General features: G+C 70.2%; 20 protein-coding genes. 6 read left to right on the forward strand and 14 right to left on the reverse strand.

Translation table 11 applies throughout. The features are described 5' to 3' along the window. Positions 1-3: 3 nt before the first annotated feature. From VNT59_RS13050 to VNT59_RS13060, 3 genes are all read right to left on the reverse strand, one after another. Complete coding sequence (locus VNT59_RS13050) at positions 4-681, reverse strand: hypothetical protein (protein WP_325498844.1); 678 nt, start codon at positions 679-681, stop codon at positions 4-6. A 119-nt stretch (positions 682-800) separates the two neighbouring features. Further along, positions 801-1,439, reverse strand: a complete 639-nt coding sequence (locus VNT59_RS13055) for a molecular chaperone TorD family protein (RefSeq protein ID WP_325498845.1) — start codon at positions 1,437-1,439, stop codon at positions 801-803. Positions 1,440-1,519: 80 nt separating this feature from the next. Continuing rightward, positions 1,520-2,338, reverse strand: coding sequence for an IclR family transcriptional regulator (locus VNT59_RS13060; protein WP_325498846.1), 819 nt, complete (start codon positions 2,336-2,338; stop codon positions 1,520-1,522). A 154-nt stretch (positions 2,339-2,492) separates the two neighbouring features. Here VNT59_RS13060 and VNT59_RS13065 point away from each other — a divergent pair, with 154 nt between their 5' ends. From VNT59_RS13065 to fahA, 3 genes are read left to right on the forward strand one after another with little or no spacing between them, the layout of a single operon-like run. Next, a complete protein-coding gene (locus VNT59_RS13065; RefSeq protein WP_325498847.1) occupies positions 2,493-3,449 on the forward strand; it encodes an MBL fold metallo-hydrolase in 957 nt (318 codons plus the stop codon). 60 nt (positions 3,450-3,509) lie between these two features. Beyond that, positions 3,510-4,493, forward strand: a complete 984-nt coding sequence (locus VNT59_RS13070; protein ID WP_325498848.1) for a tripartite tricarboxylate transporter substrate binding protein — start codon at positions 3,510-3,512, stop codon at positions 4,491-4,493. Positions 4,494-4,511: 18 nt separating this feature from the next. After that, positions 4,512-5,831 (forward strand): fumarylacetoacetase, encoded by a 1,320-nt coding sequence (fahA, locus tag VNT59_RS13075; RefSeq protein WP_325498849.1) that lies wholly within the window; start codon positions 4,512-4,514, stop codon positions 5,829-5,831. A 105-nt stretch (positions 5,832-5,936) separates the two neighbouring features. Here the strand turns inward: fahA and VNT59_RS13080 are convergent, their stop codons facing one another. Genes VNT59_RS13080 through VNT59_RS13090 form a run of 3 tightly spaced genes read right to left on the reverse strand, consistent with a single transcriptional unit; the run spans position 5,937 to position 8,309 of the window. Beyond that, positions 5,937-6,143 carry a DUF2783 domain-containing protein gene (locus VNT59_RS13080; protein WP_325498850.1) on the reverse strand — a complete coding sequence of 69 codons (207 nt, stop codon included), beginning with the start codon at positions 6,141-6,143 and terminating at the stop codon, positions 5,937-5,939. Beyond that, entirely contained in the window at positions 6,140-7,759 is a 1,620-nt protein-coding gene (locus VNT59_RS13085; protein WP_325498851.1) for an FAD-dependent oxidoreductase, read from the reverse strand. The genes VNT59_RS13080 and VNT59_RS13085 overlap by 4 nt, the downstream gene beginning before the upstream one ends. A 7-nt stretch (positions 7,760-7,766) precedes the next feature. Next, on the reverse strand, positions 7,767-8,309 hold the full coding sequence (locus tag VNT59_RS13090; protein WP_325498852.1) for a VOC family protein: 543 nt from the start codon (positions 8,307-8,309) through the stop codon (positions 7,767-7,769). Between the two features lie 145 nt (positions 8,310-8,454). Here VNT59_RS13090 and VNT59_RS13095 point away from each other — a divergent pair, with 145 nt between their 5' ends. Together VNT59_RS13095 and VNT59_RS13100 are read left to right on the forward strand one after the other, a co-directional pair. Further along, positions 8,455-8,895: a MarR family winged helix-turn-helix transcriptional regulator gene (locus tag VNT59_RS13095; RefSeq protein ID WP_325498853.1), complete on the forward strand. Its 441-nt coding sequence runs from the start codon at positions 8,455-8,457 to the stop codon at positions 8,893-8,895. Positions 8,896-8,958: 63 nt separating this feature from the next. Further along, the gene (locus VNT59_RS13100; protein WP_325498854.1) at positions 8,959-9,693 is read left to right on the forward strand and encodes a hypothetical protein; all 735 of its coding nucleotides are present in this window, start codon (positions 8,959-8,961) and stop codon (positions 9,691-9,693) included. A 1,112-nt stretch (positions 9,694-10,805) separates the two neighbouring features. On the opposite strand, the gene VNT59_RS13105 is transcribed toward VNT59_RS13100, so the two are convergent. From VNT59_RS13105 to mltG, 6 genes are read right to left on the reverse strand one after another with little or no spacing between them, the layout of a single operon-like run. After that, positions 10,806-11,453: an ankyrin repeat domain-containing protein gene (locus VNT59_RS13105; protein ID WP_325498855.1), complete on the reverse strand. Its 648-nt coding sequence runs from the start codon at positions 11,451-11,453 to the stop codon at positions 10,806-10,808. 8 nt (positions 11,454-11,461) lie between these two features. Next, entirely contained in the window at positions 11,462-12,268 is an 807-nt protein-coding gene (locus tag VNT59_RS13110) for a TatD family hydrolase (RefSeq protein ID WP_325498856.1), read from the reverse strand. Positions 12,269-12,318: 50 nt separating this feature from the next. Then, complete coding sequence (locus tag VNT59_RS13115) at positions 12,319-12,675, reverse strand: PilZ domain-containing protein (protein WP_325498857.1); 357 nt, start codon at positions 12,673-12,675, stop codon at positions 12,319-12,321. Between the two features lie 10 nt (positions 12,676-12,685). Beyond that, the gene (locus VNT59_RS13120; protein ID WP_325498858.1) at positions 12,686-13,681 is read right to left on the reverse strand and encodes a DNA polymerase III subunit delta'; all 996 of its coding nucleotides are present in this window, start codon (positions 13,679-13,681) and stop codon (positions 12,686-12,688) included. Further along, entirely contained in the window at positions 13,678-14,328 is a 651-nt protein-coding gene (gene tmk / locus VNT59_RS13125) for a dTMP kinase (protein ID WP_325498859.1), read from the reverse strand. The genes VNT59_RS13120 and tmk overlap by 4 nt, the downstream gene beginning before the upstream one ends. Continuing rightward, complete coding sequence (gene mltG, locus VNT59_RS13130; protein WP_325498860.1) at positions 14,325-15,320, reverse strand: endolytic transglycosylase MltG; 996 nt, start codon at positions 15,318-15,320, stop codon at positions 14,325-14,327. Before mltG ends, tmk begins: the two co-directional genes overlap by 4 nt. A 115-nt stretch (positions 15,321-15,435) precedes the next feature. On the opposite strand from mltG, the gene VNT59_RS13135 reads away from it, so the two are divergent. Beyond that, on the forward strand, positions 15,436-16,350 hold the full coding sequence (locus tag VNT59_RS13135) for a folate-binding protein (RefSeq protein ID WP_325498861.1): 915 nt from the start codon (positions 15,436-15,438) through the stop codon (positions 16,348-16,350). On the opposite strand, the gene VNT59_RS13140 is transcribed toward VNT59_RS13135, so the two are convergent. Together VNT59_RS13140 and VNT59_RS13145 are read right to left on the reverse strand one after the other, a co-directional pair. Beyond that, the gene (locus VNT59_RS13140) at positions 16,326-18,599 is read right to left on the reverse strand and encodes an O-antigen ligase family protein (RefSeq protein WP_325498862.1); all 2,274 of its coding nucleotides are present in this window, start codon (positions 18,597-18,599) and stop codon (positions 16,326-16,328) included. The two genes, VNT59_RS13135 and VNT59_RS13140, sit on opposite strands and share 25 nt — an antisense overlap. A 2-nt stretch (positions 18,600-18,601) precedes the next feature. Beyond that, on the reverse strand, positions 18,602-18,834 hold a 233-nt coding region (locus VNT59_RS13145; protein ID WP_325498863.1), incomplete at its 5' end, for a GNAT family N-acetyltransferase.

The raw sequence follows: 18,834 nt of genomic DNA on the forward strand, positions 1-18,834 counted from the left end.
CCGCTATTCGGGTGCGGGCGCGTCGAGCTCGGTGGCGGCGCCCCGCAGCTCGTAGACCAGCCCGGTGCTGAGTACGGTCTGCCCTTCGCGGGGCCGGAATCCCGCCGGATCGTCGGTGCAGCCGGCGAAGTCATGGATCTGGCCGAACTGGTCGCACAGCCAAGCGGCGATCGCGTGGCCACGGAAGGTACCGATGGCCGGTCCCACACGGCCCCGCCGCGGGTCTTCGCCTGGCTGGCCCGGATGCGGCGCGGTGGCGCTGACGGCGGCCGTCGGCGGGCCGTCGATCTTTCGTTGCGGCACCACCTGCCACCACACCTGCAGTGCGCCGTGCAGTGCCGCCGCGAGCACCAGCTCGGTGGGCAGCCCGGTGGCCAGCGCCAGTCCGACCGGCCAGGTGCCGACCGACGCGGCGAACAGGCTGCGGGCCAGTACCCGTTCGGTGTCGATGTCGGCCGCGGCGAAGTTCTTCGTCCACAGCAGCTTGCAGACGAACGCCACCACCGCCAGCAACTGCGCCAGCGCCACGACCCACAGGGCGCGGGCACTGAACAGCAGCACGCCGAGCAGCACCGTCGCCAGGGCACTCAGACCCGCCGCCTGCAGCGCACGGCGCGGCGCGCGGTATTTGTGAGGTTGCCAGAACAGCACCGCCACGACGTTGCGGAGGACGAGATTCATCGGGACACGCAGCGAGGAACAACCCTGCAAGCTTCCCACAGGCGGCAGGCCGGCAAAAGCGAAAATCGGGCCGACGCTTGCGTTTCGTCAGCCGGACCCTCCAGCGGATCGCGGCGCGCTCAGCGGCGAGACAGCCGTTCGACGCCTGTTTGCACGAAGCGCGCGGTGAGGGCCGCCAGTTCGCGGTAGAAGGCGGTTTCGGCGTTGGCGATGACGGCCGCCGCGAAGCGACCGATCCAAGCCCCCAGGTGGCCGGCCAGGAATAGCGAATGCAGCTGGGCCCAGCCCGCGATGACTTCCTGGTGGCCGCCCCGCCTGGCCTCGTTGCCCTTGTGGGTCAGCAGATAGAGAAATTCGAGTTCCAGCGCGACGTGGTCAGGGACTTCGCCCGCCTCCTCATCGATCTCGAAGCCGGCCTCGGCGTACAGCCCTTCCAGGGCGATGGTCGATGCTTGTGCTGCCGGGGGCTCGCCGTCGCCCAGCCAGGCGAACCCAAGCGGTCGCGCCAGCGGCTCGCCCGGGCCGACGAACAGCCGCTGATAATCGGCCACCAGGGCCGGCAGGCCTGCCGCGGCGAATGCGTCGCCCAGGCGCCGGGCGCCGGCGCCGAGTTCAGCATCCAGCCGGTCGGCGGCGGAAGCCATCGCGTCGAAGACTTTCTCTTCGGCCAGGACCGCGTCCGGTTCGTAGTAGCACGCGGCCAGCCAGCGGCACAGATCCTCGCGCGCGGCGGCCTGTTCGGGGTCCTCGTCGGGCATCGTCACTCCTGAAGGGAAGGGCGGATCCCCGGCTGCAGCGCCGGGGCCGGGGGAGGGGGGACTGTACCTGGCGTCCAGGCTCAGCTCCGCAGGGCGGGAACCTTGCCGCCGAGTCGCCGCGTGATCGCATCCGTGGCCTCGCGCACGGCGCGTGCGCCTTCGCTGTTCCAGTCGCCCTGGAGCCGGTCCTCGTGGTCGAGGACCGTGATCACGACGGCGGCTTCGCCTTCGTGATCGAAGGCGGCGCCGCTGAACGCATTGACCCCCGGGATCGGCCGGCCGACCGCGCGCGCCAGCCCGTGCCGGCGCACTTCCTGCACGACCGCCTCCAATTCCTTGCGCCAGCCCTTGGGGGGCGCCGCATGCGAGCCGACGTCGACGCCGTGCGAGATCGCCACGGCGCGCTCCAGCCGTTCGGCCGGCAAGGCCGCGGCGAACGCGCGGCCGGTGGCGGTGCCCAGCACCGACATCACCGTGCCCACGCGCAGCAACACGTGCAGCGGCTGCTGCGACTCGAACAGCCGCACGATGGTCGGCCCGAAGTTGCCCCACACGGCGAGGGCGACGGCGTGGCCCGTGGCGCGCGCCAGTTCCTCGCCGACCGCGGTGGCGGCCGTGAGCGGGTCGAACTGGTGCAGGCAGGCCAGGCCGATCTGCATGGCGGCCGGACCGAGCGCGTAGCGGCCCGACGCGGCATCCTGCTCGACCAGACCGAGGCGCTGGAAGCTCACCAGATAGGGGTGCGCCCGCGACGGGCTGAGGTCGGCGCGCGCGGCGAGTTCCTTGAGCGGCAGCGGCGAGCCGCTGTCGGCCAGGGCCAGCAGCAGGCGGCCGCCCACCTCGACGGATTGCACCGCCCGCTGCCCGTTGTCCTGGTCCTCGCTGGCCTTCTGTTGCATGTGGCGGCTGCTCATCATGGAAAACACCGAGTTTGTCATACGCAAATCTGTTTGACAACGCCTCGGAGCGCCGGCTACGATGCGCGAACGCATTTGCATAAGACAAATCGAGTTCGAATTCCCGCTGTCACACACACACCGCCACCTCCACGCCATGACCGCCAAAGCCTTTGCCTCGCAAGCCGACCTCGAAGAAAAGAAAGTGAGCTTCGTCCAGCTCTCGGCCAACGCCTACGCGTACACCGCCGAAGGCGACCCGAACACCGGCGTGATCGTCGGCGACGACGCCGTGATGGTGATCGACACCCAGGCGACGCCGGTCATGGCGCAGGACGTGGTGCGCCGCATCCGCGAGGTCACCGACAAGCCGATCAAGTACGTCGTGCTGAGCCACTACCACGCGGTGCGCGTGCTCGGCGCCGCCGGCTACCAGCCGCAGCACATCATCGCCAGCCGCGACACCTACGACCTGATCGTCGAGCGCGGCGAGCAGGACAAGGCGAGCGAGATCGGCCGCTTTCCGCGCCTGTTCCGCGCGGTGGAGTCGGTGCCGCCGGGCCTGACCTGGCCGACGATCACCTTCGAAGGCCGGATGTCGATCTGGCTGGGCCGGCTCGAGGTGCAATTGATCCAGCTGGGCCGCGGCCACACCAAGGGCGACACGGTCGCCTGGCTGCCGCAGCAGGGCATCCTGTTCTCCGGCGACCTGGTCGAGTTCGACGCCACGCCGTACGCCGGCGACGCGTATTTCAGGGACTGGCCGCAGACGCTGGACAACATCGCGGCGCTGCAGCCGGCGGCGCTGGTGCCGGGGCGCGGCGCCGCCCTCACCACCCCCGAGCAGGTGCAGCAGGGGCTGGCCGGCACCCGGGCGTTCATCACCGACGTGCGCGAGTGCGTGCAGGCCGGGGTGCAGGCCGGCAAGGATCTGAACGCCGTCTACAAGGACACCTACGCCAGGCTCAAGCCGAAGTACGCCGGGTGGGTCATCTTCGACCACTGCATGCCGTTCGACGTCACGCGCTGCTACGACGAGATGACCGGCCATGCCGATCCCCGCATCTGGACCGCCGAGCGCGACGTCGAGATGTGGAAAACGCTCGAAGGCTGAGTCGCGCGCGGCCGCCGCCGTCCGCCCCGCTTCAACCACCATTCCAACCGGAGACACACCTTGAAGTTCAACGCCATTTCCCGCCGCAGCCTGCTCGCCGTGGCGCTCGCCGCCGCTGCCGTCGCCGCGCCATCGCTCGCGTCCGCCCAGGACGCGCGGCCCATCGAATGGGTCGTGGGCTACCCGGCCGGCGGCGGCTCCGACGCCGTCGCCCGCACCATCGCCGACGTCATGAGCAAGACGCTGGGCCAGCCGATCGTGGTGAACAACAAGCCCGGGGCCGCGACCAACATCGCGGCCGCCTATGTGGCCAACGCCAAGGACACCGGCCACGTGCTGTTCACCGCCGACTTCGCGACGCTGGCGGCCAACCCCTGGCTGTTCGCGAAACTTCCGTACAACGCCGAAAAGGATTTCGTCCCGGTGGGCATGCTGGCCCGCTTCCCGCTGCTGCTGGTGGTGGCGCCGAACGTGCCGGCCAGGAACTTCCAGGAGTTCGTCGCCTGGGCCAAGCGCGACGCCAAGGGCGTGAGCTACGCATCGGCCGGCGTGGGCAGCCCGCACCACCTGGCCGCCGAGATGCTGCGCGAGCGCACCGGCCTGAAGATGCAGCACATCGCGTACCGCGGCGCCGCGCCGGCGGTGCAGGACCTGCTGGGCGGCCAGGTGCCGTTCGGACTGATCGATTCGGCCAGCGTGCAGCAATACATCGCCACCGGCAAGCTGCGCGCGCTCGGCGTCGCCAGCCCGGAGCGCCTGGCGACCATGCCCGACGTGCCGACACTGGCGGAGCAGGGCTTGAGCGACTTCACCGCGTACGCCTGGCAGGGCCTGGTGGTGCCGGCGGGCACGCCGCCGGAGACCGTGGCCAGGTTCAACAAGGCGCTGCAGGCCGCGCTCGATTCGGCCCCGGTCAAGGCGCGCTTCCAGGCGCTGGCGCTGGAGTCGCTGCCCGGCACGCCGCAGCAGATGGCGACCTACACCAAGCTCGAGCGCGAGCGCTGGGGCCGCCTGGTGCAAGTCACCGGCATCAAGCTGGACTGACGGGCCGCGAAGGACACGATGCGCCTCGACGAAACGCACGATCCGGCCCTGCGCAGCTGGGTGGCCTCGGCCAACGCCGACGGCACCGACTTTCCAATCCAGAACCTGCCGTTCGGGCGCTTCCGCCGGGCGGGCGGGACTGCGGCGTGGCGCATCGGTGTGGCCATCGGCGACCAGGTGCTCGATGTGCGGGCCGCCCGCGAGCATGGCCGTTGGAACCCCGGGGCTGCAGCCGCGCTCGACGCGGTGGCCGGCGGCGACCTGCGACCGCTGATGGCGCTCGGCGCGCAGGCGCGCCGCGCCCTGCGGACTGCGCTGTCGCAGGCGCTGGCCGAAGGCAGCGCGCAGCGCGACGCGCTGTTGCCGTGCCTGCTTCCGCAGGAGGCGGTGGAATTGACGGTGCCGTGCGCGATCGGCGACTACACCGACTTCTACACCGGCATCCATCACGCGACCGCGGTCGGCAAGCTCTTTCGCCCCGACAACCCGCTGCTGCCGAACTACCAGTGGGTGCCGATCGGCTACCACGGCCGCTCGTCGTCGATCGTCGCGAACGGACATCCGATCCGGCGACCGCTCGGCCAGACCAAGGCGGCCGACGCTGCGCAGCCGACGTTCGGCCCCAGCCGCCGGCTCGACTGCGAACTGGAGCTCGGCTTCCTGATCGGGCAGGGCAACGCGCTCGGCGAACCGGTGCCGGTCGCCCGGGCCGAGGAGCATCTGTTCGGCGTGACGCTGTTCAACGACTGGTCGGCCCGCGACATCCAGCCCTGGGAATACCAGCCACTGGGGCCGTTCCTGTCGAAGAACTTCGGCAGCACGATCTCGCCATGGGTGGTGACGATGGAGGCGCTGGCGCCGTTCCGCGCGCCGCTGCAGCGGCCGGCCGGGTCGCCCGAACCGTTGCCGTACCTCGATTCGGCCGAGACCCGCGGGAGCGGCGCGCTCGACATCCGGCTGGAGGTCTGGCTGCAGACCGCCGCGATGCACGAGGCCGGCGCGCCGGCAGTGCGCATCTCCGCCACGTCGGCCGCGGAAGCGGCGTACTGGACGGCCGCCCAGCTCGTCGCCCATCACACCAGCGGTGGCTGCAACCTGCAGCCGGGCGACCTGTTCGGCTCGGGCACGCTGTCGGGTCCGGGCCCGCAGCAGGCGGGCTCGCTGCTCGAACTCACGCAAGGCGGCAAGCAGCCGATCCGGCTGCCCAACGGCGAGTCACGCACCTTCCTTGAAGACGGCGACACGCTGAGCCTGCGCGGCTGGTGCGAGCGCCCCGGCACCCGGCGCATCGGCTTCGGGCCGTGCACCGGCACCATCGTCCCCGCGCCGGCGATCTGATCGCGCGGCCCACGGGCCACGCTTCACGACGAAAGAAAAAGGCGGCAGCAGCTTCGCGCCGACTGCCGCCTCGCTGCTGCCCGCCGCGGCGGGCAGTGCGTGGTCTCACGTCGAGGGCTTCACGCCGGCATCACGCGCCACTTGCATCGCTGCGCTCAGCACGGCGCGGTCGCCGACGTGGTTGGCCAGCACCAGCAGCAGCCGCGCCTGGAACTGCGCGGCCTGGTCGTCGTCGAGCTCACGCTGCATGCCGATCAGCTCCTGGTAGAAGCCGTCGGGGTCCTGAATGTTGGGATCGAGCTTGAGGGTCATGACGGCTCCATGGTGCAGGCGCGCGCGATGGCGGCCCGGATGCGGACTGGATCGAAGCTGCGCCAGCGGGCGGCGACGTGCTGGTCCGGCCGCAGCAGGTAGACCGTGCCCGGGCGGGCGTCGTAGCGCTGCGCCAGCAGGCCCTGCGCATCGCTGAAGTCGCGTCCCACGCAGACCACGCTGGCCGTCACGTCGCCGGCGGTGACGGCGGCGACCGGCGCGTCGGGGGCGAACACCAGCAGCGCGAATCCGGGCGGCAGCTGATCGAGGAACCAGCCCGGCTCGCCGCGCCGCGTGATCGGCGCGTCGGCGCAGTTGGTGCCCGGCCGCATGGCGCCGGCGAACGCGTCCTCATCGGCCGTGTTCAGCGCCGACTGCAGGTACGGCGTCGGCGTGGACAGCCGCCCGCTGTTGACCAGGGTGCGGGCGAACGGCTGGTGTTCGGCCAGCTGCAGCACGGCGTCGCGCAGGATCCGGCTGCCGCGGCTCTTGGGCGTGATGAAGTCGGTCGAGCGCGTGGAGTTCAGCAGGTTGTCGTCGGCGGCGTGGGCACGCTCCTCGTGGTAGCTGTCGACCAGCGATTCCGGCGCCTGGCCGTCGAGCACCAGTTTGAGCTTCCACACCAGGTTGTCCACGTCCTGCACGCCGGTGTTGGCGCCGCGGGCGCCGAACGGCGACACCTGGTGGGCGGCGTCGCCGGCGAACAGCACGCGGTTGTGGCGGAAGCGGTCGATGCGGCGGCAGGCGAACTGGTACACCGAGACCCACTCGAGCTCGAACTCGACGTCCTTGCCCAGCATCGCCTGGATCCGCGGGATCACGTTCTCGGGCTTCTTCTCCTGTTCCGGGTCGGCGTCCCAACCCAGCTGGAAATCGATGCGCCAGACGTTGTCGCACTCCTTGTGCAGCAGCACGCTCTGGCCGCGATGGAAGGGCGGGTCGAACCAGAACCAGCGCTCGGTCGGAAAGTCGGCCTTCATCACCACGTCGGCGATCAGGAAGCGGTCCTGGAAGAACTGGCCGGTGAACTCGGCGCCCACCATCTTGCGCGTGTCGCTGTTGGCGCCGTCGCAGGCGATCACCCAGTCGGCCTCGACCTGGAAGACGCCGTCGGGCGTCTCCAGCGTCAGCTTCGCATGGTCGGCCTCCTGGGAGAGGCTGATCAGCTTGTGCTTCCAGCGCAGGTCCACCAGGGGGCTTCGCTCGCAGGCGGCCACCAGGTTTTCCTCCAGGTAGTACTGCTGCAGGTTGATCATCGCCGGCATCTTGTGGCCGGCCTCGGGCAGCAGGTCGAAGCGATAGACCAGGTCGTCGTGGAAGAAGACCTTGCCGACCTTCCAGTTCACGCCCTTGCGCACCATCGGCTCGGCGACGCCCAGCCGGTCCCAGATCTCGAGCGGGCGCTTGGCGTAGCACACCGCCCGCGAACCGATGCTGACGGTGTTGTTGTCGTCCAGCAGCACGGCGGGGATGCCGCGGTGCGCGCACTCCAGCGCGGCGGTGAGTCCGATCGGACCGGCGCCGACGATCACCACCGGGTGGCGCTTGACCACGCCACGGCGCTGCTCGTCCGACTGCCGGTACGCGTACTCGGGGTAGCGGTACGTCTTCAGCATCGCAGGCTCAGGCGGCGCCGGCGAGCTCGCGCTCGTGCATCCATGCGGCATGCTTGGGGGCGCGACGGGTGCGCGTCCACTCATCCAGCATCTCCCATTTCACGTCGTCCAGCTGCTTCATCTGGGCCGGCGTCGCGGTGTCGGCCACCAGTTCGAGCCGGTGCCCGTTGGGATCGTAGAAGTAGATCGACTTGAAGATCGTGTGGTCGGTGATGCCGACCACCTCGATGCCTTCGGCCTCCAGCTTGGCCTTCATCTCGGTCAGGACGCCTTCGTTGTCCACCTTGAAGGCGATGTGCTGCACCCAGTTCGGCGTGTTCGGGTCGCGCCCCATGGGCGGCGAGTTCGGGATTTCGAAGAAGGCGAGGACGTTGCCGTTGCCCGCATCCATGAACAGGTGCATGTAGGGGTCGGGCGCCTTGGTCGAGGGCACACGGTCCTCGGCGATGGCCAGCACGAACTCCATGTTCAGATGCTTGCGGTACCACTCGACGGTTTCCTTGGAATCGCGGCAACGGTAGGCGACGTGGTGGATGCGATCGATCTTCACGGGATGCTCCCTTCGGTTGGGTAGTAACTGGAGTTACTATCATGGTTCGGAAGGACGCCCGGCGGCAAGCGGGGGCTTGCCCTCTTGACAAATCAATTTGCTCCCTGCGAATTTGAGTCAAGGTAACAGGAGATACCATTGCGGCGTGGATCTCGACCAATTCTTTCCGTACCAGCTCGCGCGCCTGGCCGAGCAGGTCAGCCTGGCGACGGCCCAGGTCTACCAGACGCGCTTTGCGCTCGGCCGCGACGAGTGGCGCGTGATGGCCGCCCTGGCCCAGGCCAGCGAGATGAAGACCAGCGACGTGCTGGGGCGCACGACGATGGAGAAGATGCAGGTGAGCCGCGCGCTGGCGAAGCTGGAACGCGACGGCTTGGTCGAGCGTTCGCCCGATCCCGAGGACGGCCGGGCCTACCTCGTGCGGCTGCGGCCGCCCGGCCTCGCGTTGTATCGCAAGATCGTGCCGATGGTGCAGGCGCGCGAGGAATACCTGCTGTCTGATCTGAGCGAGGCGGAGCGCAAGGTGCTGAGTGCCGCCTTCGCCAAGGTCGGCGAGCGCGCACGCCAGTTGATCCGCCACGGTTAGCCACTCGCCACGATCTTGACGTGGCGCAAAACCGCGTCGCGGCCGCATGCCTAACGTGCATGCATGGCCGACCCGCTTCGCCACACGCTCACCCGGCGCCACGTGCTGATTGGCGCCGCGGCCAGCGCGCTGCCCTGGCGCACGCAGGCCATGCCGGTGCTCACGCCGCACGAACTGGCCAGACATTACCGGCTCGCCGTGGTGCAGCGCCTGCAGGTGCCGGCCGTCGATGTGCGGCTGTACGGCGCCATCGCCGACATGCAGCTGCTCAATGAACGGCAGCCGTTGCTGGAGCCGCAGTACGTGCTGCTCGTGGACCGCAATCCGCACGTGCAGGCGGCGTTCCTGTTCTGGCGTCTGCTGCCCGGCTCGTACGCGTTGATCGGCGCCTCGCCGGTCTCCACCCGGCGCGCCCGCGACGGCGTCGAAGCGGCCGGCCTGCTGGAGCGCGCAGGCATCCTTGACGGGCAGGGCGTGTGTGCGACGCGCTGCATCGAGGCGGCACGCGGGGTCTACGACTTCGCCTGGGAGCGGGCCGGCGGCGGCAGCGCGCGCGTGCAGTTGCGCGGCGCCGGGCGCGAGGCCGAGGGCCGCCTGGGCCGACCGTGCACCGACGATTGCATCCTGGTGCCGGCCACCCTGATCGCCTTTCTCGACGAATACGGCGTGCTGGATGCCGGTGACGCCGCGCCGGCGCGGCAGCCGCGCGCGCTGCTGCCGTACCGGGGGCGGCACCTGCTCCTGATCGACAGCGGACGCGACGACCGTCCCGAATGGAGTCCCGCGCCCGCCGCGTGACGGGTCTGGCCCGAGTCCGGGAGCGGCATCGTCCGTCATCGCGGCCATTGCCGTGTCTTACGGTGATCTGGCGCGAGTCCTACACGGAGCCGCGCCAGAGTTCCGTACGATCCTTCCGACTCCACTCGCTTCACAGGCGCGGCTTGCTGAAGCTCGAGTGCGATCAGAAAGTTCAAGAACGATGTCTTCGATTCAGGCCATGGTGGATCAGTGGCGGTCGCTGTATTGCGAGTGGACGCTTGCCGAACTCGAACTTCGAGCGGTGCGCCAGCGGCAGCCCGGAACACGACAGCAAATTGCCTTGGAGGCCAGGGTGCGGGAACTGCAGGAAAGATGCAGGTCCACGCTCGACCACACGAGCGAGGCGATCTCGTCTTCGGAGTCGAGCAGGCCGCGCTGCGAGTGAAGGCATGGGACCGCTGACCCGGTGCTCCGCCCGGCTGCGCCGGAGGGGCAGGGCGGGCCCCGGCTCTCCGGAGCCACGGCTCCGTGCCCTCTGAAGGCACGGGCGCTCGAAGATCACGGCCGATGGTTTGGCCGCGGGCAGCTTCTTGTAAACCGGCGGTGTCCGCTTCCCACCAATTCTTGAGAGCTGCCTGCGTAGCTTGACCTATTGCTTGGACAGATCAGCCCGCGTGCAGGAGTTGCGATACGGGCGGCGTAGTTGGCTGCCGTAGGTCCCGATCGCAGGCACCAGCCCGCGTCTCGCAAGGAGCGACTACGCCGACCCGCGCTCGCCTGATGGAGGGGCCGTGCCGCAGCCATCGACTTGACCTAGATTTTTACTCTAGCGTTCGCGTGGATTGCGGCGCAGGTCCGGCGGCCGTTCGCGGCTCGTGGCACCGCTGACGGGAGGCAGTGATTGGCGAGGCGTGCAGGGCCGCTGGCGGTTGCGCTCGGCTCGGCGCCTCGGGCCGCGTGCCGGGTGACCGGGCCATCGCTGTGATTACTCACGATTATTAGTTAACATAATATACATCGTATCAAGTAGACGATCGAGTAAACCAGGCGCACTTGCGTCGCCGGACGCTATTGTTCAGCCGGGCCCCGCGGTCCGTCATCATCAGCCAGGGTCGAAACAATTCACCTGAACTTTCGGTGCCAAGACATTGTCACCATTTGCCTTTCGGCTGCTTCTGCCGGATCGCCTGGGCGATCAGGTCGGCCGCGTCGCCGCGGTTGGCGCGGTGGGCAAAGTCGATGGCCGTCAGTCCCTGCTGGTTCTTCAGCGTGGCGTCCGCGCCTTCGTTCAGCAGCAGCTTGACGGCTTCGGTGCTGCCGTAGTGCGCCGCCATCATCAGCGGCGTCGTTCCGTTCGGCGACTCGGCGTCGATGTAGGCATGGTGTTCCAGCAGCAAGGCCATGATGGCCAGGTGCCCGCCGGTCGCCGCATAGTGCAAGGCCGTCCAGCCGGTCTTGTTGACGTCCGCGCCGCGGTCGATCAGCTTCTGGACCACGTCGGTCTGGCCCTTCAGCGACGCCATCATCAACGGGCTTTCGTCCTGGGCCGTACGGATCTCCACATTGGTCTTCGGCCACGCGATCAGCGTCTGGACGACCTTCGGCGCCGGCTCCCGCAGCGCCAGGTACAGCCCGTTCAGGCCCCGGGGATCGAGGGTATTGGGATCGAACCCGCGTTGCAGCAGCGACTGGACCGTGCCGGCGTCGTCCTGTTTGATGGCGCTGAAGAAGTCCTCGTACGAGCCCGCTGTGGCAACGGAACATGCAATTGCAGCAACGAGATACAAGATCTTCTTCATGTTGATTCTCACGATTGGCCGAGGCCGAACAGTCGCTCGAAGTTGGCGCTGGTGTGACGCGCGATCTCCTCGACGGTCAGTCCGCGCAGCTGCGCCAGCTGCTTGGCCACGAACGGCACGTACGATGGATTGTTGATCTTGCCGCGGTACGGTACCGGCGCCAGGTAGGGACTGTCGGTCTCGATCAGGAGCCGGTCCAGGGGCACGAAGGCGGCGACGTCACGCAGGTCCTGGGCGCTCTTGAAGGTCAGGATTCCCGAAAACGAAATCGAAAAGCCGAGGTCCAGGGCCGCCCGGGCGACATCGGCCGTCTCGGTGAAGCAGTGGAAGACGCCGCCCGCCGATGCGCGGCCGCCGTCCTCGCCCTCCTCCTTCAGGATCGCGATGGTGTCGGCGGACGAGGCGCGGGTGTGGATCACCAGCGGCTTGCCGGCTTGGCGCGCCGCGCGGATGTGGGTGCGAAAGCGCTCGCGCTGCCACTCGAGATCGGCCACGGCGCGGCCGCCCTTGCGCTCTTCCATCTGGTAGTAGTCCAGGCCGGTTTCGCCGATCGCGACCACCCGCGGCCGGGCAGCGCGCTCCACGAGGTCGCCGACCGAGGGCTCGGTCAGCCCTTCGGTATCGGGATGGACGCCGACGGTGGCCCAGAAGTTGTCGTGCGCCAGCGCCAGCGCGTGCACCGACTCGAACTCCTCCATGGTGGTGCAGATGCACAAGGCGCGGTCGACGCCGGCCTCGGCCATGGCGGCCCGGATTTCGGGCAGGCGCGGCAGAAGCTCGGGAAACGTGAGATGGCAGTGCGAATCGACAAACATGGGGCAGGCACGGCACGCGGGGGCGTGCCACAGCGCGCGCAGGGCGCGGTTCAGATGGTCTGGGTGGGACGCTCGGATGCGAGATAGGTGCCCAGGATCTGCTCGATCTTGATCTTGAGCACGCGCGACTTCTCGTCGGCCGGAAAGCGCACGCCGACGCCCTGCGTCCGGTTGGCGGCCGCCCGCGGCGGCGTCACCCATGCCACCTTGCCGGCGACCGGATAGCGCTGCGGGTCGTCCGGCAGCGAGAGCAGCACGTACACGTCGTCACCCAGCTTGTAGTCCTTGGTGGTCGGGATGAACACGCCGCCATCCGCGAACAGCGGGATGTAGGCCGCATACAGCGCCGCCTTCTCCTTGATGGCGAGCTGGATGACGCTGGGACGGGGGGTGTTGGCAGTGCTCATGGCGGATGATTCAAGCACCGGAGTGTAGGGCGCGCCGCGCCCGGCTCACAAGTGCCTCCAGCATGAGCCCGGCGTTGAACGGGTGCTCGGCGGTGCGCGCGGTCTGCGCCAGCTCGCGCGACCAGTCGCTGAGCGCCTGGAACCCGGCGCCGGCCGGCAGGTCGGCCGGCTCGAAGAAGCGGGGCGCGGCGCCCGTGCGCACCGCCAGCAGGTCGTGGCACAGCTTCTGGAGCGCGTCGATGGCCTGCGGCGGACTCCACTGGGCCAGGATCGCGGCGTCGCCGCGGGCCAGCGCCTTTGGCAGTTGCGACCAGGCACGGCGATCCAGCCCGGCTTCGGCCAGCGCCATGGCTTGCTGGGGCCGGCCGCCCCCGGCGCGCAGCAGCGCCGGCACGTCCGGCGCCGGCAGGCCCTGCGCCTGCAGCCATTGCGTGGCCTGGGCTTCCTGCGGCCACGTCATGGCGTGGCCGAGGCAGCGGCTGCGAATCGTCGGCAGCAGCTGGTGCGCCGCCTCGGTGGCCAGCGCGAAGCGCACGTCGCCCGGCGGTTCCTCCAGCGTCTTGAGCAGGGCGTTGGCGGTGATCGAGTTCATGCGCTCGGCCGGGTAGACCAGCACCGCCTTGCCCCGCCCTCGCCCGCTGGTGCGTTGCGCGAACTCGACCGCGTCGCGCATCGCGTCGACCCGGATCTCCTTGCTGGGCTTGCGGCTCTTGTCGTCGATGTCGGCCTGCGCCTTCTCGCCGAGCGGCCAGCCGCGGGCGATCATGACCGTCTCCGGCATCAGCACGAACAGGTCGGTATGGGCCCGCACGTCGATCGCGTGGCAGCTGGGACAGTGGCCGCAGGCGCCGCCGGCGCCGGGATCGTCGCACAGCCAGGCCCGGGCCAGTTCCAGCGCCAGTTCGTACTGTCCAAGTCCGGACGGTCCGTGCAGCAGCCAGGCGTGACCGCGCTGGCCGAGCAGCTGGCGCACCTGCGCCGCGATCCAGGGAGCGCGTTCGCTCATCCGAGCCATCCCCGGCTGCGAACGGCCTGCAGCAGCGCGGCCCAGACCCGGTCGCGCGGCTGGTCGGCGGCGATCCGGACAAAGCGGCCCCGGTCCGCCGCCGCACGGGCCGCGTAGCCGGCCGCCACCCGGCGAAAGAACTCGGCGGGCTGGGCCTCGAACTTGTCGGGCACGCGGGCGCCGGCCAGGCGCTCGGCGGCGACCTCGGGCGCCAGGTCGAACCAGAGCGTGGCATCCGGCTGCCGCAGCACCCCGGCCGGCAGCGCCGGCACGGTCTGCACCCAGCGCTCCAGTTCGCTCAGCACCGCCTGGTCGAAGCCGCGGCCATGGCCCTGGTAGGCAAAGGTCGCATCGGTGAAGCGGTCGCACAACACCACGTCACCGCGCGCCAGCGCCGGCTCGATCACCTGCTGCAGATGGTCGCGCCGCGCGGCGAACATCAGCAGCGCCTCGGTCAGGGCGTCCATCGGTGCGTTGAGCGCGAGCGAGCGCAACTGCTCCGCCAGCGCGGTGCCGCCGGGCTCGCGCGTCACCACCACGGTGCGGCCGCGGCTGCGGAATTCGGCCGCCAGCGTCTCGATGTGGCTCGACTTGCCGGCGCCGTCGATGCCCTCGAAGGTGATGAAGAGGCCTGGGGTCCGGTTCATTGGCCGCGCTGGTACTTGTTGACGGCGCGGTTGTGCTCGTCGAGGCTGCTGCTGAACTGGCTGGTGCCGTCGCCGCGCGCCACGAAATACAGGGCCTGGGTCGGCGCCGGCTGCACCGCCGCCAGCAGGGAGGCCTTGCCCGGCATCGAAATCGGCGTCGGCGGCAGTCCCGCCCGGGTATAGGTGTTCCAGGGCGTGTCGGCCAGCAGATCCTTCTTGCGCAGGTTGCCGTCGAAGGCGGCGCCCATGCCATAGATCACCGTCGGATCGGTCTGCAAGGGCATGCCGGCGCGCAGCCGGTTGTTGAACACGGCCGAGATCATCGGCCGGTCGCCGGGCTTGCCGGTTTCCTTTTCGATGATGCTGGCCAGGATCAGCGCCTCGTCGGGCGTCTTGGCCGCCGTCTGCGGGGCGCGCTGGGCCCAGGCGGCCGCCAGCCGCTTGTCCATGGCCCGCATGGCACGGCGCAGGACCGCGACGTCGGTCGAGCCCTTCGCGTAGGTGTAGGTGTCCGGGAAGAAGCGCCCTTCGGGATGCACGCCGGGCCGGCCCAGCAGCGCCATCACGGCGTCGTCCGCGAGCGCCTTGGTGCTGGGCTTGAGCGATTCCTCCTTCTGCAGCGCGGCGCGCAGCTGCCGGAAGTTCCAGCCTTCGACCAGCGTCACCGCCCGCAGCGACTCTTCGCCCCGGGCCAGCTTGGACAGCAGCCGCTGCGGCGTCAGGCCGGCTTCGAGCTCGTAGCTGCCGGCCTTGATCGCCCGGCCCTGGCCCGAGAGCCGGAACCAGGCGTAGAGCAGCTGCGGATCGACGTCCACGCCGGCATCGGCGACCGCTTGCGCGACCGCACGCGGCAAGGTCCCCGGTTCGATGGAGAGATCGACCGTCGGCGTGGCCAGGCGCAGCGGATGCTGGATCCACCACACACCCCAGCCGCCGGCGGCGAGCACCAGCAAGGCCGCCAGCAGGAACACCGTGAACACCAAACGCCGCACTGCCGCCCTTCGCCCTTCGAGTGAATCGGAGGACGATGATAATTCACCTCATGAACGCAACGCTGCCCACGGGCGGCGTGGTGGCGGCGCACCGGCGCCGCCCGCGGGAGACCTCATGAGCCATGTCCTGAACGGTATATCCCCCCTGCCCCACCTGGGCGTCCTGCGCGTCGATGGCGAGGACGCCACGAGCCTCCTCCAGGGCCAGCTGACGCAGGATTTCGCGCTGCTGCGCCCCGACGAAGCCCGGCTGGCCGCCTACTGCACGCCCAAGGGCCGGATGCAGGCCAGTTTCATCGGTTTCAAACGCAGCCAGACCGAAGTGGTGCTCGTCGTCAGCCGCGACATCCTGGAAGCGGTGCGCAAGCGCCTGTCGATGTTCGTCATGCGGGCCAAGGCCAAGCTGAGCGACGCCAGCGCCGAATTCGCGCTGTACGGCCTGGCCGGCGAAGCGGCGCTCGCCGCCGCCGCCGATGGCCCGCCCTGGAGCCGGGCCCAGCTCGGCGCCGCCACGGTGATCCGGCTCTACCCGGCCGACGGACAGCCGCGCCGGCTGTGGATCGGCGCCGCCGCCGAGGCGCCGCCGCCGGGGCCGGCGCTCGATCCGGCGCTGTGGCAGTGGGGCGAGGTTCGCAGCGGCATCGCCACCGTCAGCGCGCCGATCGTCGAGGCGTTCGTGCCGCAGATGCTCAATTACGAGTCGGTCGGCGGCGTGAACTTCAAGAAGGGCTGCTATCCCGGGCAGGAAGTCGTCGCCCGCAGCCAGTTCCGCGGCACGCTCAAGCGCCGCGCCTACCTGGCGCACTCGAACGAGGTCCTGCAGGCCGGCCAGGACGTGTTCCACGAGTCCGACGCCGAGCAGCCGTGCGGCCTGGTGGCGCAGGCCGCCGCCGCCCCGCGCGGCGGCTGGGACGCGATCGTCTCGCTGCAGATCACCGCGGCCGCGGGCGGCCGCATCACGGGCGGCGCCCCGGACGGGCCGCCGCTGGCCGTCGCCGCGCCGCCCTACCCGTTGCTCGCCGACCTCTGAGGCGCCGGCGCGGCGCCGCCGGCCAAGCCGAGCCTGGCGGCGTACGCGGCCGGAATCCGGCTGGCCAGCGCCTCGCGCTGCGGGCCGCTGACCAGCGCCAGCGCCTGCCGGTAGGCGCCGAGCGCCTGCTCGGGTTCGTGCATCCCCTGGTCGTACATGGTCGCCAGTTGCAGGTAGCCTTCGGCCCGCGTGCCCGGCCAACCCACCATGCGCAGCCGCATGGCGCGGCGCGCCAGCTCCCAGTCGCCTGCCTTCCACGCCAGCAGGAAAGTGGTGCTGGCCAGGTCGTAGTCGTACAGCTCGTCGTCGATCGCCAGCCGGCCCAGTGCCAGCGCGCGGCCGGTCTGGCCGGTGCGACTGAGCAGGATGACCTCCAGCGACCGCACCGACGGGGCGCTGGGCTGAATCCGCTTGGCCCGCTCCAGGTACGCCATGGCCTGGTCGAGCTGGCCGGTGCTGGCGTAGCCGCGGGCCACGTTGGCCATGATGGCGACGATGTGCGGACGGGAGGACAGCACGCTCTCCCAGATCCAGATCGCGTTCTGCCAGTCGCCCCAGCGCGCCAGCTCGTCGGCCACCATCGGCGTGATCTTGCGGTAATGGGGATTGATCGCGATGCCCTGCCGGATCAGCTGCAGCATCTGGGCCTTGGCGGGCGCCCAGCGCGGATCGTTGGGATCGCCGGACGCCGAGATCGACAAGGCGATGCGGGTGGCGCGCACGATCTTGAACTCCGCTTCCGCGGCCCGCCAGCTGATGAAGGCCGTGAGCGCGAGCGACGTCACCACCGCTGCTGCCGCCGCCTGCGACCACTGCGGGCGCCAGCGCACGGCGGCGGCCGCCCAGCGCCGCGCCAGGCCGAGCCGCGCATCGGACGCCGCCAGTGCGCCCAGGCACAGCGCGAACAGCGCGCCCGTGCTGGCCATGCGCCAGGGGAAGCCGACGTTGCTCACCACGAACAGGGTCAGCAGGCTGGTGAGCAGCAGCGCGCGCCACGGCGCCTCGGCCAGCTCGGCCTCGGTGCGGGCGCGCAGCGTCCGCCACGCGGTGGCGACCAGCCAGCCGGCGAGCGCCAGCAGGAACACCCAGCCCACCAGCCCGTATTCGGCCAGCAGCTGGAGGTACTCGTTGTGGACGTAATAGTCGGTCTCCAGCTGCGCGCCGCGTTCCTGGTAGAGAGGGACCTCGTTTTCCCAGGCACCGGCGCCCACGCCCGCCAGCGGGTGCGCCGCGATGATGCGTGCGGTCGCCCGCCACATCACCTGCCGGATGCCCAGCGAAGGATCGTCGGGCGAGATCGATGCCGTGCGCTTCAGGCCGCGCTCGAGCGCGGTCGCGCCGCGCTGCTCTTCGACGATCTTCGCGTCGCCGGTGGGGATCGCGCCCATCGCCAGCACGCCGCCCACCAGCGTCAGGGCGACCAGCGCCTGCAGGCCGCGGCTCCAGCCGGCGAACGCGAACTGCCGCCGGTAGCGCCACGCCAGCCACGGCAGCAGGACCAGCACCTGGAGCCACAGCGCCGCCAGCGCGGCGCGGGTGCCGGTCATCATGATCGCCACGATCACCACCGCGGCGCTGGCGGCCAGCAGCACGGCCTGCGCGCTCTGGCGGGCGCGGGCCAGCAGGATCGCGGCGAACGGCACCGTGCAGACGGCGAACTCGGCGAAGAAATTGCGGTTGACGAAGGTCGAGGCCGGGTGCGGCCCTTGCGGGAACAGCCGCAGGTCGACCCAGAACTGCAACACGGCCCACAGCGCCGCCATGAAGCCGCCGGCGTGGATGCCCCAGGCCAGCAGCGGCAGGCTGGGGCGCGACAGCGTGTTCAGGCCCAGCCACATCAACAAGCCGAAGACGAACCAGCGGACCGCTTCGACGCCGGCCAGGAATGTGTGCGACCAGGCCATGCTGCCCAGCGCGTACACCAGCAGCAGCAGCGGCAGCCAGACGGCGCCGTGCCAGCGCACTGCCGGCCGGTCGCCGGCGATCCGGGCAAAGAACAGCAGCGCGGCGCCCAGCGTCGCCGCCGACACGACGATCGACTTCAGCGTGTCCTGCAGCATTTCCTCGCGCGGCACGCCCAGCGCCGGCGCGAGCAACATCATCAGCGCCAGGATCGGGACGATCGCGCGGCTGCCGGCCTCGGGCGGCAGACCGGCGGTGGGGCCGGATTCGACCGGGGCCGGCGCCGGACCGGCCGCCGCGGCGGCCGCGGCGCGCGCCGCCCCGGAATGTGGTCTTCTGCGGGCCATGGTCAGGCGCCGGCCAGCGGGCGCGCCATCTCGATATGCGGTATGCCGGCTTCCTCGAACGCTGCGCCGCGCGGCCGGTAGCCCATGGCCAGGTAGAACGACTCGGCACTGCGCTGCGCGTGCAGCATCACTTCACGATCGCCGCGGGCCGCGGCGGCGGCCATCAGCGCCTGCAGCACCTGGCGCCCGACGCCCGAGCCGCGCAGCATCCGGTTCACCGCCATGCGGCCGATGC

Source organism: Ramlibacter sp. (genome assembly GCF_035554825.1).
Taxonomy (GTDB): Bacteria; Pseudomonadota; Gammaproteobacteria; order Burkholderiales; family Burkholderiaceae_C; genus Ramlibacter.

What these genes read in the sequence shown, in the direction of transcription:
- VNT59_RS13050 (WP_325498844.1), bottom strand. Translation starts at nt 681, where the DNA reads ATGAATCTCGTCCTCCGCAACGTCGTGGCGGTGCTGTTCTGGCAACCT.
- VNT59_RS13055 (WP_325498845.1), bottom strand. Translation starts at nt 1,439, where the DNA reads ATGCCCGACGAGGACCCCGAACAGGCCGCCGCGCGCGAGGATCTGTGC.
- VNT59_RS13060 (WP_325498846.1), bottom strand. Translation starts at nt 2,338, where the DNA reads ATGCAACAGAAGGCCAGCGAGGACCAGGACAACGGGCAGCGGGCGGTG.
- VNT59_RS13065 (WP_325498847.1), top strand. Translation starts at nt 2,493, where the DNA reads ATGACCGCCAAAGCCTTTGCCTCGCAAGCCGACCTCGAAGAAAAGAAA.
- fahA (WP_325498849.1), top strand. Translation starts at nt 4,512, where the DNA reads ATGCGCCTCGACGAAACGCACGATCCGGCCCTGCGCAGCTGGGTGGCC.
- VNT59_RS13080 (WP_325498850.1), bottom strand. Translation starts at nt 6,143, where the DNA reads ATGACCCTCAAGCTCGATCCCAACATTCAGGACCCCGACGGCTTCTAC.
- VNT59_RS13085 (WP_325498851.1), bottom strand. Translation starts at nt 7,759, where the DNA reads ATGCTGAAGACGTACCGCTACCCCGAGTACGCGTACCGGCAGTCGGAC.
- VNT59_RS13100 (WP_325498854.1), top strand. Translation starts at nt 8,959, where the DNA reads ATGGCCGACCCGCTTCGCCACACGCTCACCCGGCGCCACGTGCTGATT.
- VNT59_RS13105 (WP_325498855.1), bottom strand. Translation starts at nt 11,453, where the DNA reads ATGAAGAAGATCTTGTATCTCGTTGCTGCAATTGCATGTTCCGTTGCC.
- VNT59_RS13110 (WP_325498856.1), bottom strand. Translation starts at nt 12,268, where the DNA reads ATGTTTGTCGATTCGCACTGCCATCTCACGTTTCCCGAGCTTCTGCCG.
- VNT59_RS13115 (WP_325498857.1), bottom strand. Translation starts at nt 12,675, where the DNA reads ATGAGCACTGCCAACACCCCCCGTCCCAGCGTCATCCAGCTCGCCATC.
- VNT59_RS13120 (WP_325498858.1), bottom strand. Translation starts at nt 13,681, where the DNA reads ATGAGCGAACGCGCTCCCTGGATCGCGGCGCAGGTGCGCCAGCTGCTC.
- tmk (WP_325498859.1), bottom strand. Translation starts at nt 14,328, where the DNA reads ATGAACCGGACCCCAGGCCTCTTCATCACCTTCGAGGGCATCGACGGC.
- VNT59_RS13135 (WP_325498861.1), top strand. Translation starts at nt 15,436, where the DNA reads ATGAGCCATGTCCTGAACGGTATATCCCCCCTGCCCCACCTGGGCGTC.
- VNT59_RS13140 (WP_325498862.1), bottom strand. Translation starts at nt 18,599, where the DNA reads ATGGCCCGCAGAAGACCACATTCCGGGGCGGCGCGCGCCGCGGCCGCC.